Source organism: Kitasatospora sp. NPDC097643, assembly GCF_040302625.1.
Classification (GTDB): Bacteria; Actinomycetota; Actinomycetes; order Streptomycetales; family Streptomycetaceae; genus Kitasatospora.
Genome location: NZ_JBEOSA010000028.1, coordinates 89206 through 101956 on the forward strand (window position 1 = coordinate 89206; position 12751 = coordinate 101956).

Annotated in this window: 15 protein-coding genes and 2 pseudogenes; 8 read left to right on the forward strand and 9 right to left on the reverse strand. The window is 75.0% G+C overall.

The window, feature by feature from the left end; all coding sequences use genetic code 11:
• Nucleotides 1–74: 74 nt before the first annotated feature.
• The 3 genes and pseudogenes from ABTY15_RS19605 to ABTY15_RS19615 all read right to left on the reverse strand — a co-directional run.
• Entirely contained in the window at nt 75–794 is a 720-nt protein-coding gene (locus ABTY15_RS19605; RefSeq protein ID WP_350592526.1) for a class I SAM-dependent methyltransferase, read from the reverse strand.
• Nucleotides 791–1441, reverse strand: a complete 651-nt coding sequence (locus tag ABTY15_RS19610) for a TIGR04282 family arsenosugar biosynthesis glycosyltransferase (RefSeq protein ID WP_502893541.1) — start codon at nt 1439–1441, stop codon at nt 791–793. The genes ABTY15_RS19605 and ABTY15_RS19610 overlap by 4 nt, the downstream gene beginning before the upstream one ends.
• A pseudogene (locus ABTY15_RS19615) lies at nt 1418–2131 on the reverse strand (glycosyltransferase family 2 protein); the annotation flags it as partial. The pseudogene ABTY15_RS19615 and the gene ABTY15_RS19610, both read right to left, overlap by 24 nt.
• 202 nt (nt 2132–2333) lie before the next feature.
• On the opposite strand from ABTY15_RS19615, the gene ABTY15_RS19620 reads away from it, so the two are divergent.
• A complete protein-coding gene (locus tag ABTY15_RS19620; RefSeq protein WP_350592533.1) occupies nt 2334–3164 on the forward strand; it encodes a response regulator transcription factor in 831 nt (276 codons plus the stop codon).
• Complete coding sequence (locus ABTY15_RS19625; RefSeq protein ID WP_350592539.1) at nt 3161–4366, forward strand: sensor histidine kinase; 1206 nt, start codon at nt 3161–3163, stop codon at nt 4364–4366. Before ABTY15_RS19620 ends, ABTY15_RS19625 begins: the two co-directional genes overlap by 4 nt.
• Before the next feature lie 25 nt (nt 4367–4391).
• Here ABTY15_RS19625 and ABTY15_RS19630 read toward each other — a convergent pair whose 3' ends face one another.
• Entirely contained in the window at nt 4392–5447 is a 1056-nt protein-coding gene (locus tag ABTY15_RS19630) for an NAD-dependent epimerase/dehydratase family protein (protein ID WP_350592542.1), read from the reverse strand.
• A gap of 256 nt (nt 5448–5703) precedes the next feature.
• On the opposite strand from ABTY15_RS19630, the gene ABTY15_RS19635 reads away from it, so the two are divergent.
• Entirely contained in the window at nt 5704–6513 is an 810-nt protein-coding gene (locus ABTY15_RS19635; protein ID WP_350592549.1) for a maleylpyruvate isomerase family mycothiol-dependent enzyme, read from the forward strand.
• Between the two features lie 60 nt (nt 6514–6573).
• Nucleotides 6574–7365, forward strand: coding sequence for a hypothetical protein (locus ABTY15_RS19640; protein ID WP_350592553.1), 792 nt, complete (start codon nt 6574–6576; stop codon nt 7363–7365).
• A gap of 236 nt (nt 7366–7601) precedes the next feature.
• Here the strand turns inward: ABTY15_RS19640 and ABTY15_RS19645 are convergent, their stop codons facing one another.
• Nucleotides 7602–8264, reverse strand: coding sequence for a TetR/AcrR family transcriptional regulator (locus ABTY15_RS19645; protein ID WP_350592562.1), 663 nt, complete (start codon nt 8262–8264; stop codon nt 7602–7604).
• Between the two features lie 37 nt (nt 8265–8301).
• Here ABTY15_RS19645 and ABTY15_RS19650 point away from each other — a divergent pair, with 37 nt between their 5' ends.
• A complete protein-coding gene (locus tag ABTY15_RS19650; protein WP_350592565.1) occupies nt 8302–8628 on the forward strand; it encodes a rhodanese-like domain-containing protein in 327 nt (108 codons plus the stop codon).
• A gap of 291 nt (nt 8629–8919) precedes the next feature.
• Here the strand turns inward: ABTY15_RS19650 and ABTY15_RS19655 are convergent, their stop codons facing one another.
• The 3 genes from ABTY15_RS19655 to ABTY15_RS19665 form a co-directional block, all read right to left on the reverse strand.
• The gene (locus ABTY15_RS19655; protein ID WP_350592570.1) at nt 8920–9168 is read right to left on the reverse strand and encodes a DUF6213 family protein; all 249 of its coding nucleotides are present in this window, start codon (nt 9166–9168) and stop codon (nt 8920–8922) included.
• 160 nt (nt 9169–9328) lie between these two features.
• Nucleotides 9329–10099, reverse strand: a complete 771-nt coding sequence (locus ABTY15_RS19660; RefSeq protein WP_350592574.1) for a hypothetical protein — start codon at nt 10097–10099, stop codon at nt 9329–9331.
• Nucleotides 10096–10752 carry a DUF6328 family protein gene (locus tag ABTY15_RS19665; RefSeq protein ID WP_350592580.1) on the reverse strand — a complete coding sequence of 219 codons (657 nt, stop codon included), beginning with the start codon at nt 10750–10752 and terminating at the stop codon, nt 10096–10098. The genes ABTY15_RS19660 and ABTY15_RS19665 overlap by 4 nt, the downstream gene beginning before the upstream one ends.
• A gap of 356 nt (nt 10753–11108) precedes the next feature.
• Between ABTY15_RS19665 and ABTY15_RS19670 the strand changes: the two genes are divergently transcribed.
• Both ABTY15_RS19670 and ABTY15_RS19675 read left to right on the forward strand, forming a co-directional pair.
• The gene (locus tag ABTY15_RS19670) at nt 11109–11477 is read left to right on the forward strand and encodes an STAS domain-containing protein (protein ID WP_350592585.1); all 369 of its coding nucleotides are present in this window, start codon (nt 11109–11111) and stop codon (nt 11475–11477) included.
• Between the two features lie 10 nt (nt 11478–11487).
• The gene (locus ABTY15_RS19675; protein ID WP_350592590.1) at nt 11488–11958 is read left to right on the forward strand and encodes an ATP-binding protein; all 471 of its coding nucleotides are present in this window, start codon (nt 11488–11490) and stop codon (nt 11956–11958) included.
• Nucleotides 11959–12005: 47 nt separating this feature from the next.
• Here the strand turns inward: ABTY15_RS19675 and ABTY15_RS19680 are convergent, their stop codons facing one another.
• Nucleotides 12006–12329, reverse strand: coding sequence for a plasmid stabilization protein (locus tag ABTY15_RS19680; RefSeq protein WP_350592595.1), 324 nt, complete (start codon nt 12327–12329; stop codon nt 12006–12008).
• A gap of 191 nt (nt 12330–12520) precedes the next feature.
• On the opposite strand from ABTY15_RS19680, the pseudogene ABTY15_RS19685 reads away from it, so the two are divergent.
• Nucleotides 12521–12751, forward strand: a pseudogene (locus tag ABTY15_RS19685) (RNA polymerase sigma factor SigF); the annotation flags it as partial.

Sequence of the window (12751 nt, forward strand, 5' to 3'; positions counted from 1 at the left end):
TCGGCGGCCAGCCCGATGCTGCTCGGCCCTCATCCCCCTGGCGGAGGAGGGGAGTTCGACGGCCGCCGGTGCCCCTAGGGTCTTCCGTCCGGATCCGCGGGCGGGCCGGATGCGGAGGCCGGCTGGAGGGTGAGGAAGTGGCGGCCGTGGGAGGTCCAGTGGTCCGTTGCGACCAGGCCGAGGCGGCGGGCGCGGCGGAGGGTGGCGCCGGCGCCGAGGCGGGCCCAGGGGAACGGTGGGCCGAGCCGGCCGTCCGGGCCCTCGACCTGGACGACGGCCCGTTCGTCGACCTCCTGCGGCTCCACCTCGACCAGCAACTGACCGTCCGGGGCGAGGAGTTCGGCGGACCGGCGGAGCAGGGCGTCCGGGTCGCCGCCGATACCCAGGTTGCCGTCGGCGAGCAGGGCCGCGCCCCAGCGGCCCTCGCCGGGCAGCCGGTCGAACACCGAGCGGCACAGGGCGGGGCCGCCGAGGCTGCGGGTGCGGGTGACGGCGGCGCGGGTGATGTCGACGCCGAGCGCGGGGACGCCGAGGGTCAGCAGCGCCTCCACCAGGCGGCCGGGGCCGCAGCCGAGGTCGACCACCGGGGTGGCCAGCCGGACGCAGCGCAGCAGCAGGCTGTGGTCGGCACCGGCCGCGGGCGCGCACCAGCGCTCGATGTCCAGGGCGATCCGCCGCCCGTCCGTACGGCGCAGCCAGAGCGGGCCGCGGCCGCTGCGCACGGCCTCGGCGAAGGGGTCGTCGACCCAGGGCGCGGCGGTCGCGCGGGCGGAGGGGGCCGGGGGCGCCGTCAACCCGCCACCTCCGGGGCGTGGTCGATCGACCGCAGGCGCTCGGCGAACCGGCACCCGGGCGCCTGCGCGGCGACCAGTCGGGCATCCGCGATGGTGTCCACGTCGGTGAGCAACGGTAGTTGATGGATCGTCAAATCGGCCTCGGTCAGCCGGTCGAGGAGCGCCGCGCCCGTCCCCGGGGTGGACATCGGTACCCCGAGCAGGAGTTGGCGGGCCAGCCGCTCGGTCGGCCGGGCCAGGCCGAGGGCCCAGAAGCCGCCGTCGGCCGCCGGACCGTACCAGGCGTCCACGCCCGTCCGGCGGGCCGGTGAGAGCGGTTCCGCCAGTGCGGCGGCCGACAGGTGCGGGGTGTCCATGCCGACCAGCAGCGCCGGTGCGTCCGGGGCCAGTCGGGCCGCGTGCGCGAAGGCCGCCGCGAGTCGTTCGGCCAGCCCGCCGCCGCACTGCGGCAGGACCAGCCAGCCGTCCGGCAGCCAGCTGCCCGGCTCGCCGTCCAGGACCAGCAGGCGGCGCCCGGCCGGGACGGTGCCGAGCGTGTGCAGGGTGTCGGCGAGGGCGGCCTCGGCGAGCCCGGCGGCCTGTTCGGGCGTGCACGGCGGGGTGAGCCGGGTCTTCACCCGGCCCGGCACCGGCGCCTTGGCGATCACCAGCAGGGTCGGCGGCGGCGCCGCCAGCACCGCCCGCATGTCCCGCACCGCCTGCCGGGTGCCGCGCAGCGTGCCGGTCACCTTGGAACGGCCCGCGCGCGGCCGGTAGTCGACCGGGGTCTCGGCGATCCGCATCCCGGCCGCCGACGCGGCCAGCACCATCTCCAGCGGGTAGCCGGAGCGGCGGTCGCCGAGGCCCAGGGCCAGCAGCCGCTCGCGGCGGGCGGCGCGCATCGGGCCGAGGTCGTGCAGCGGCGCGCCGGTACGGGCGCGCAGCCGCCGGGCCAGCGCGGCGTTGGCGATCCGGGCGTGCGGCGGCCAGGCCCGCGCCGTCACCGGGCGGCGACGGCCGAGCACCAGGTCGGCCGTGCCCGCTGCCACCGGGGTGACGACCAGGGGCAGTTGGGCGGGGTCGAGCGAGCTGTCGCAGTCCAGGAAGCAGACCAGTTCGGCGGAGGCGGCCAGCAGCCCGGCGTGGCAGGCGGCGCCGAAGCCCCGCCGGGGCTCCTCGACGACGGTCGCCCCCAGCGCGCGGGCCAGCTCGGCCGAACCGTCCCGGGAGCCGTTGTCCACGACGATCGCCCGCCAGCCGGCCGGCACCCGCCCGAGCACCCAGGGCAGCGCCTCGGCCTCGTCGAGGCAGGGCAGCACGACGTCGACGCCGGAGGCGAGAGGAAGGGTAGGGATCACGCCGGTCACGCTAACCGCGTCCGGGCCGGTCACGGCCGCAGCGACGCCTTACGGAATCCGAACGGCGGCCGCCGCGCCCGCCGCCCCCTCGCCCGCCGCGCGCCGCGCTCGGGCCGGTCACGGTCGCCGCGACGCCTTACGGAATCCGAACGGCCGCCCCCGTGCCCGCCAGGCGCCGCCCCGGGCTCCTATCCTCGGCGGGGTGAACGCCGAGAACCTCCCCGCCGCTGACCCGCCACCCCTCGGGCGCGTCCTGGTCGTCGACGACGACCCGACCGTCTCCGAGGTCGTCGCGAGCTACCTCGCCCATGCCGGCTTCCACGTGGACCGGGCCGCCGGCGGCCCGCAGGGCCTCGCGCTGGCCCGCGCCCACCGGCCCGACCTGCTGGTGCTCGACCTCATGCTGCCCGGCATCGACGGCCTGGAGGTGCTGCGCCGACTGCGCGCGGGGGACGGTGTCGCGGACGTTCCGGTGGTGCTGCTGACCGCCAAGGGCGACGAGGCCGACCGCATCCTCGGCCTGGAGCTCGGCGCCGACGACTACGTCACCAAGCCGTTCAGCCCGCGCGAGCTGGTGCTGCGGGTCCAGTCGGTGCTGCGCCGCGCCCGCGCGGGCACGGCGGCGACCCCCGGCGGGCCGGTGCTCTCGGGGGACGTCCAGCTCGACCCGAAGGCCCGCCGAGTCTCCCGGCGGGGGCGTGAACTCGCCCTGACCATAAGGGAGTTCGATCTGCTGGCGTTCCTGCTCCGGCACCCGGCCACGGTGTTCTCCCGGCAGGAGCTGATGCAGCGGGTCTGGGGCTGGGACTTCGGTGACCTCTCCACGGTCACCGTCCACGTCCGGCGGCTGCGCGAGAAGATCGAGGACGATCCGGCCGCGCCCGCCCTGATCAGCACCGTCTGGGGCGTCGGCTACCGCTACGACCCGGCGGGCGGGCCGGAGGCCCCGGGAGCGCCGGGAGCGTCGGAGGCCCCCGGAGTGCCGGAAGCCCCCGAGGCCCCGGAGCCTCTCGAAGGCGGGGCGGCGGTATGACAGACCTCCTGCTCATCGCCTTGTTCGCCGCCCTCGGCGCGGGCGGGGCCGGCCTGCTCGGCTGGCCCGCCGTCCGGCTGCTGCGCCGCCGGTCGATGGCCCTGTCGCTGTTCTGCGTCGCCGCCGTCACCGTCCTCGCCGTCACCTCCGGGACGTTCGCCGTCGCGCAGGCGATGTTCCTCTCCACCCACGACCTCGGCGTGGTCATCACCGTGCTCGGGATGGCCGCCGTCGTCTCCCTGCTGACCGCCGCCCTGCTCGGCCGCCAGGTCGTCGCCGGAAGCCGGGCGTTGACCGCGGCCGCCCGTACCGTCGGCAGCGACGCGGGGTTCGCCGCCCCCGAGCACCCGCTCGGCCTGGAACTGGCCCAGCTCAGCGCCGAACTCGCCGCCACCAGCACCCGCCTCGCCGAGTCCCGGCTCCGCGCGCAGGCGCTGGAGCACTCCCGGCGCGAGCTGATCGCCTGGATCTCGCACGACCTGCGCACCCCGCTGGCCGGGCTGCGGGCCATGGCCGAGGCACTGGAGGACGGCGTCGCCGACGACCCGGACCGCTACCTGCGCCGGATGCGTACCGAGGTGGAGCGGCTCACCGGCATGGTCGACGACCTCTTCGAGCTCTCCCGGATCCAGGCCGGCGCGCTCTCGCTGTCGCTCGCCCGGGTGTCCGTCTACGACCTGGTCGACGAGGCGCTGGCCGGTGCGGACCCGCTGGCCCGGCGGCACGGCGTGCGGCTGATCGGCCGCCAGGTCGCCCGGGAGCCGGTCGAGGTGGACAGCCGCGAGATCACCCGGGTCCTCGGCAACCTGCTGGTCAACGCGATCCGCTCCACCCCCGAGGACGGCGTGGTCGCGGTCTCGGCTCGCCGGGAGACCGACGAGGTGGTGCTCTCCGTCACCGACGGCTGCGGCGGCATCCCCGAGCAGGACCTGCCCCGGGTCTTCGAGACGGGCTGGCGCGGTAACACCGCGCGCACCCCCAGCCCGGCCGGTACCGCCGGGGCCGTCCCGGTCGGCGCCGTCCCCGTGGGAAACGGGGGCAGCGCCGGCAGCGGCGACCCCGCCGCCAACGGGGGCAGCGGCGCCGGGCTGGGCCTCGCGATCGTCCGCGGCATCGTCGAGGCCCACGCCGGCCGCGCCCGGGTGCACAACGTGGCCGGCGGCTGCTGCTTCGAGATCGCCCTCCCGATCGCCCGCGGCTGACCAGGGTCCCTGGGCTGAGCAGGGTTCAGCCGCGCAGCGGCGCGGCCGCGAAGCCCACCATCCCGTCCGCGAACGACACCCGGGGCCGCCAGCCCAGTTCGGTGCGCAGCCGGGTCGAGTCCGCGGTCACGTGCCGGACGTCGCCGAGCCGGTACCCGCCGGTCACCACCGGCGCCGGGCCGCCGTACGCGGCCGCCAGCGCGGCGGCCATCTCGCCCACCGTGCGGACCTCGCCGCTGCCGACGTTGTACGCCCTGGAGGTGCCCGGCGGGCGCTCGCCGACGGCCGCCAGGGCGGCGAGGTTGGCGGCGGCGACGTCCTCGACGTGGACGAAGTCCCGGCGCTGGCCGCCGTCCTCGAACACCCGCGGGGCCTCGCCCCGGGCCAGCGCCGAGCGGAACAGCGAGGCCACCCCCGCGTACGGGGTGTCGCGCGGCATGCCCGGGCCGTACACGTTGTGGTAGCGCAGCGTCAGCACGGTGCCCTGGGCGGCGCGGGCCCAGGCGGCGGCCAGGTGTTCCTGGGCGAGCTTGGTGACGGCGTACACGTTGCGCGGATCGCCCGGCGCGTCCTCCGTCACCAGCGCGGGCCGCAGCTCGGCCCCGCACACCGGGCAGGGCGGTTCGAAGCGGCCCGCGTCGAGCTCGGCCGGCCGGCGCGGGCCCGGCGCGACGTCCCCGTGCGTCGGGCAGAGGTAGCGGCCTTCCCCGTACACCACCATCGACCCGGCTAGGACGAGCCGCGGCACGTCCGCCCGGGCCATCGCGGCGAGCAGCACGGCCGTGCCCAGGTCGTTGCAGGCCACGTAGTCCGGGGCGTCGTCGAGGTCCAGCCCCAGGCCCACCATCGCCGCCTGGTGGCAGACCGCGTCCACCCCGTCCAGCGCCGCCTCGACGGCCGCCGCGTCCCGCACGTCCCCGCGCCGGACCTCCACGCCGTCCGGCAGCGCCGACGCCGTCGGCGAACCGTGTGCGGCGGCCAACAGCACGTCCAGCACCCGGACTTCATGGCCCGCACCGACCAACGCCCGCGTCACGGCCGACCCCACGAACCCGGCACCGCCGGTCACCAGAATCCTCATGCCGTGGACGCTAGCGCCCGCCGCCGGCCCGACCCGGCCGTTCCGGGCCGGTGTCACTCTTCCGTAAGAGGGAGCTCGACGGCGGCGCGCGCCCGTTCGCCGAGTACGGCCCTGCGCGGGGCCTCCCCGGCCGGTTGGCGGTTGGCGGGTCAGCAGCCAGGAAGGCGGCTGCTGGCCCTCGTTGAGTGCGTCGAGGCGGCGCCGGGTCGGTCGTGCGGCTTCCACCGTCCGGTCGCTCGCCGTAGAGTGCGGCCTCGTGCCCGACGCCACCGCCCCAGCGGCCGCCCCCGCCCCAGCCGCCGACACCGCCATCGACCCGGCGGGGTTCGCGCGGCTGCTCGACGGTGTCAGGCGGTCCGCCGAGTGCCTGCTGGCCACGGTCGGTACGCTGACCGACCGCCAGGCCCGCGAGCCGTCGGCGCTGCCCGGCTGGAGCCGGGGCCACGTGCTCACCCACCTCGCGCGCAGCGCCGACGTCTACCGGTGGCTGCTGACAGTGGCCCGTACCGGCGTCGAGCCGGGGCCGCGCGCGGACGCCGACGCGCTGGAGCGCGCACTGCGCGAGGGCGCCGGGCGCGGCGCGGCCGAGCTCGTCGCCGACCTGCGCGGGAGCCTGGCCCTGCTGCTCGATGAGGCGACCGCGTTGCCCGCCGATCGCCGGGCCACGCTGGTCACCGCGCTGGCGGGCTGGCGGCACCCGGCCTGGTTCACCCTGCACCGCTGCTGGCGTGAGCTCGAAACCCATCACGCCGATCTGAACCTCGGTTACGGCACGGCGGACTGGCCCGCCGACTACCTCGGCTGGGCGCTGGACGACACCGTGGCGGCGCTGGCGGCCCGCGCGTTCCCGCTCGCCCGGATCGAGGCCCAGGACCTCGGCCGTGTTTGGCTGCCGGCCCCGACCGGCCCGGCCGCCCCGGCCGGTGACGCTCCGACCGTCACCGGCCCCGCCCATCTGTTGCTCGCCTGGCTCGCCGGGCGTGGCCGGGACGCTCGGTTGCGTTCGGACCAGCCGCTGCCGGCCCCGCCGCAGTGGCCGTTGCCTCCGGCTCCCGGCTGGGGCTGATCCTGTAGCCGTATCGGGGTGCGGGGCGAAGCAGTGATGGCCTGGCCGACCGTTTCGGTCATGAGTACCCTGCACGGCATACACATTCTTGATGACCCCACCGTGTCGCCCCGGCTTCGCAGCTTCCTTGAGCCGCGTGCGCGGCGACATGCACCAACATCTGCCGACCGGATCAGGCAGTACGCGACAGCTGTCGACGCGGAACCCGAGATCGTGGACGCGATGATCCGGTTCGAGGAGCGATACGGCGGCCTGTGCTACTCGCCGCGAGGCGGCAACGCCAACGAGTACGGTCTGGACGGGGTTCCGTCTGCCCACTGGACGTCTCATGGCTGGGCCTTTCCCGGAATTCTTGACGGTCCCGAGACCTGCCGAGTGGACGTACTCGCGGACGGCCGCACCGCGATTCCGGTGCCGGGACTGCCGCACAGGGTGATCAACAGCAGCGTCGATCAGCGTCTGGAGGCCGACGCGCTGTTGGCGAGCGTGTACCAGTGGCCGCACCTCGTCCTGCGGACCAGCACAGGTCTCGGAGTGGACCCTTCCATCGCTGAGGAACATCTGCCACCCCGCATAGACGAGGCAACCGGCCCCGCCGACAAGTGGTGGTTCGACGGCAGGTCGGCCTTCGACCTGGAACTCCGTAGCTGGTGGACACCGCGGACAGACCGTGACACCTGGACCGTGCGCTGCTTCACGCTGAACGGCGACGCGCTTGACCGAGCCGCCTCCGCTCTGCGGGCCGCAGTCCCCGAACTCACCGCCGCCCTCTTCGACTGGTGCTCCCTGTGTGGCCGGGGCCTGGACGCAGGCCGATCCTGCCAACCCGTAATTCCCCCAGCAGAGCGGTAGCACTCACCGCTCTGCTCAATCCGCACCGCCACCCCTTGGAGCCGCCGTCCACCGTCCACCGCCCACCGCAGCAGCCGCTTGTGCGTGGTCCTGAAGGACCCGAGTTCCTCAGGCAGGTCCCGCCAGGGCGCGCGCTCCGCCGGGCTTCGGCGGGATGCGCTCCCGCCTCCGCCTGGCGATGAGCGCGCCCTGACGCCGGGGGCCGTGCCGATCCGGCAGGTGCGCCGGACAGGCCGTCAGCCTCCGGTGTGGGCGAGTCGGGTGGCGAGGCTGTGGGCGCCGGCGCGGATCCGCTGCTCGCCGAGCTCCGGTAGCAGGGCGGAGACGTGTTCGGCGGCGAGGGTGGCGAGCAGGGCGTGTGCGTCGTGTTCGGGGTCCGCGGCGCCGGCGCGGGTGAGCAGGATCGTCGCGTGGCGGTGCCAGAAGCGGTAGGCGCCGACCTGGTAGCGGGCGCCGCTGGCGGCCGTCTCGGACATCCGCACCAGGTCGAGATGGGCGAGCAGGTAGTCCAGGTAGGCCGTCACGAAGGCCGCGAGCCGTTCGGCCGGGTCGGGTTCCACCATGCCGCCACCACCGTCGCCCCCGGGGCCGAGTGGTGCCGGTCCGCGCAGGATCGCCTCCTGGAGCACCCGCTCGCGGGCGTCCAGCAGGGCCACTCCGAGCCCGGCCTTGCTGCCGAAGCGCCGGAACAGTGTGCCCTTGCCGACGCCCGCCTCTGCTGCGACCTGGTCCATCGAGACCGCCGCCACCCCGTGTTCGGCGAAGAGCCGGGCGGCCGCCTCCAGGACGGCGGCCCGGTTGCGGGCGGCGTCGGCGCGTTCGGCGGGCGGCGGGGTGCGCAGCAGTTCGAGCGGGGGGATTGCGGAAGCGGACTGCGGTCCGTTACGGTCGTGAGCCATAACCGGACTATAGTCCGAATCTCAAGGAGGTAGCGGCATGACCGCGCTCATCACCCGGGACGACCTCGTGGCCGCGATGGAGACCGACTCCGTCACGGTCGTCGACACCCTCGGCGGCCAGTACTACGACCAGCAGCACCTGCCCGGCGCCATCGCCCTCGTCCGCGCCGACGTGGACACCCTGGCGCCCACCCTGCTGCCGGACCTCGACGCCGCGATCGTCACCTACTGCTCCAACCCCGCCTGCCCCAACAGCGGCCAGGTCGCCGACCGGCTCACCGCCCTCGGCTACACCAACGTCCGCAAGTACCGCGAGGGCATCCAGGACTGGACCGAGGCCGGCCTGCCGGTCGAGTCGGCCTGATCGCACCGCCCGTAGTACCAGCACTGCCCGTAGCACCAGCACTGCCCGTAGTACCAGTACTGCCCGCAGCACCAGCGCCGCCCGCAGCACCGGGACCGCCGGTGGGGAGGGGCCGCACGGGGGACCGCCCCCTCCCCGGCGGGACCGATCGCGCCCTTCCCCACCGGCGGCGCCGCCCCTCGGCACCGCCCCCGGGGAGCATGGCGGACCCCACCGACAGCATCAACGGACCGTGCCGTCGAGCCCGTTCACGGGTCGCCGACGGCCGTGATCTCGTCGCGCCCGGTGTCCCTACCGCCGATCGTCCCCGGTGGCGGGTGGGCCGTACGAGGCGAAGCCGATGCACTCGACGTCGATCTGGTCGGCCAGCTCCCGCAGGGCGCCGACGAGCCGGGCCGTGGTCACCGGATCGAGATCGGAGTCCTCGCTCTCCGCCCAGCGCTGCCACTGGCCACCGAGGTGGCGCAGCAGCGCGGTGACCTGGTCGGCGGGGACGACCAGGGAGTCGCCGACGCCCCAGATCATGCTCACCTGGCTCATCGTCCGCGCCTCCTCCCGGCGAGTCCGAGTCGTCCGGTTCGGGTGCCTCCGAGCCGTCCGGTCCGGGTGCCGCTGGTGCGGGTGTCCGATTTTCCGCCCGCTACTCCTTCCAGACTGGCCGGATCCCGGCGGGGGCGCAATAACGGGGAGTGCCCGGTGGTCAGGCCAGGCGGTAGAGCACCGGCATCGCGGTGATGCCGTTGGCCCGCAGGTTGGCGAGCACGAAGCTGCGGAAGCTCCGCTTGCCGAACTGGCGCAGGAAGAGCTGGGCCAGGCCGGTGTCCCAGCGGGCGTGGTTGACGAAGACGTAGTCGGAGTCCCCGAGCGGGCCGAGTGGGGCGAGCAGGGTGGAGTTGTCCAGGCCGGTCTCGGCCGCGTACCAGCCGGCGAGGTGTTCCCAGACCTCCAGGGCCGCGGCGGTGTCCTCGGCGGCGAAGTGGTTGAACAGGAACAGGCCCGGGCGGGTCTTGTCCACGTCGGCGATCCGCCGGATGCACCGGGCGGCCATCACATGGGTGTCGGACGCGGCCTCGCGGACCACCTCCAGCAGACGCCGGTAGGTCTCGCCCTCCTCGACCTCGGCGAGCCGCTCCGGCGCGGCGGAGGTGGTCTCGACCAGCACGGCGACGTCGTACCGGGCGGGGTGGATCCCGTCGTTCCGTCCGCTCTTGCCGTAGGACGTCGGCGGGATCAGGACCGCCCGGTAGACGGTGGCCCTGGTGACCGCCGGATCGTCGACCAACTCCGCGGCGAGCGGCTTGAGCCGAGCCAGCAGGGCGTCCCGTTCGGGGCTGCTGCGCAGGAACGGCGGCCCCGCCTGCGGTGGCGGCTGGACGGCGGCGGCGACATGGAGGTAGCCGGTCGGCGGCGCGTCGACGAAGAGGACGGGCCGGTACGCCGGGTGCGGGTTGACGATCGTTGCGGTGGTCATCGGATTCCCTCTCCGGAGGTGCCGCGGGCGTCGTGGCGGCGCCCTTCGGCCGGGCTGTTCCGATGCCGGGCGGCTACCCCGGTTCGGCGATCCCATGCGCGGCCGGGCCCGGGTACGGCCGGAGGTAAGCGGTCGTCGGGCTGGTCGAGCTGCCCGTCCCGGCGGCGCAGGTGCCGGAGCGGAAGGAGCAGCCAGCAGTAGAGGTACCAGAGCATGACGGCTCCGGTGACCCAGCCGGCCGCCGCCGAGCCGGTGGCGACCCGCAGCAGGAGCAGCAGCGCGGAGCCGATGGTCAGCGCCAGCAGGACCAGGCCGACGCCGACCAGGCGCGCGGCGGAATCGACCAGTTGGGGCTTGCGCCGGTGGCCGGCGAAGATCCGGTGGTAGGCGACCGGGGCGGTCAGGGAGCCGGTGGCGAGCGCGCCGAGGACGACCGTGGTCACGTAGAGCCCCCGGTCGACGGCGCCGAGTTCGGCGAAGCGGGGCATGAAGGCCACGCTCAGCAGGAACCCGAAGAGGATCTGCGAACCGGTCTGCGCCACCCGCACCTCCTGGAGCAGGTCGCACCAGCGGCGGTCCGCCCGCTCCTCCGGCGACTCCTGCCGTCCGGTCCGGGGCAGCGGGCCGTCGCGACCGGTGTCCGCCGTCGTCATCGTGACCGCCTCCACGGAGTCATCGTGACCGCCTCCACGGAGTCATCGTGACCGCCTCCACGGAGTCATCGTGACCGCCTCCACGGAGGCGTGTAGCCGACGAGGGGCCGGGCAAACGCCCGGGCATGGACGACCAGCAGGCCGTGCGCCCGGCCGCACCCGGGTACCGTGCCCCGGCTCCCGTCGTCCGCGCGGTCCGACACCCCGCGCGGCATGATGGTCGGGGCGGTACGGTGCCGCCCCGACCGGACCGGGAGCCTGCCATGCCACGGCCAGCCGAGGAGCCCACTGGGGGAACGTCGGAGTCCGAAGCGCCGGAGTACACCGGGAGCGGGAGCGGGGGCGGGAGTGGCCCGTTGCGCGTCGCGGTCCGCCGCGGGGGCGCCGTGCGGATCGTCTCGGTCGTCGGCGAACTGGACCACGACAGCGCGGACGGGCTGCGCGAGGCGCTCGCCCGGCCCGTGGACGAGGGCGTGCGGCGGATCGTGGTCGACTTCACCGACCTGCGGTTCTGCGACTCCACCGGGCTGAACATCCTGCTGCGGGCGCGCCTGGACGCCGAGGCGGCCGGGGTGCGCCTGGACGTCGCGGGCCTGCGCCCGGTGGTGGCCAGGCTGTTCGCGATCACCGGCGCCGACAGCGTGCTGCGGATCCACCCCGACCTGAACACAGCACTGGAGGCCTCCGACCGTGCCGCCTCCGACCACGCCTCCGGGCCGGAGTGAGGTGCCCGCCGTGCAGTTCCCCGGCGGAGGACCGCCACCAGACCCGCCGGGCCCCGAGCGGACCAGACGGCTGGTGCTGGACGGCCGCGAGGGCGCCGTGCAGCGCTGCCGCGACTTCAGCCGCCGGGCGCTGCTGTCCTGGCACTGGCTGCCCGCCGTCGACGAGGAGCAACTGGCCGTGACCGAGGACGTCCTGCTGATGGTCTCGGAGCTCGTCACCAACGCCTGCCTGCACGCCCCCGGCGGTCCGCGCGAGCTCCGGCTGAGCTGGAACGGCGAGCGGCTGCGGGTGGAGGTCACCGACGCCAGCCCGGCGCCCCCGACGCTGCGCCCCTTCGCGGACCCGGCCCGCCCCGGCGGCCACGGCCTGCGGGTGGTGGACCGGCTGGCCCGGGCCTGGGGCTCGCTGCCGGAGGGTACGGGCAAGCTGGTCTGGCTGGAGGTGCCCTCCCCGCTGCACCGCGCCGGACACCGGGTGTGATCCGCGTCCGGGTCCGACCGGGCCGGCCCAGCTTCACCGGTCCAGCCTCACCGGCCCAGCGCGTGTGCCAGCTCGCGCTTGTTCATCGTCGAACGTCCCTTGATGTTGCGCTGCTTGGCCTCGTTGTACAGCTGGTCGTACGTCGGGCCCTCGGCGCCGCTGTGCGAGCGCTTGCCGCCACGGTGGCCGGAGGAGACGTCGTGGGTGGAGGAGCGGCTCGCGGTCTTGGACTCCCCGTGCCGGGCGCGTTCCTTGTTCACCGTCCGGGCGGCGATCTCCTTGGCCCGCTTCTCGCTCTCGCCCCGGTCGAGCGCGCTCTCCTTGATGTGTTCGTACTGCCGCTCCCGCTTGCGGCTGGATCCCTGGGGCATGGCCGTGGCTCCCTTCTCACCGGGGTCGTTGCCGAGCTGCGCCTACCCGGAGCGGCACCGGCAAACCCGTCCGTACACCGGCCGACCGCACGGGATGAACCACGCCTCAACAGGGTAAAAAACCAGACGGGGTAAAAAATCCACTCGGAGCGGCCGTGTCGATCCGTCGGCCGCCCGCCCAGGAGAAGGCCGTGTCCACCCCGTTGGAAACCGATTGCCCCGCGCGTCCGACCGAGGCCGAGCTGCGCGCGATGGGCAAGTCCGAGGCGCGCGAACTGAGCGACGCGCTGTTCGGGCGGCTGGCCGGGCTCGCCCGGGAGAGCCGCGCCTACAGCTACGTGCGCGGCACGATCATCGAGCTCAACATGCCGCTGGTCCGCTTCATCGCCGCCCGCTTCCGGCACCGCGCCGAGGACATGGAC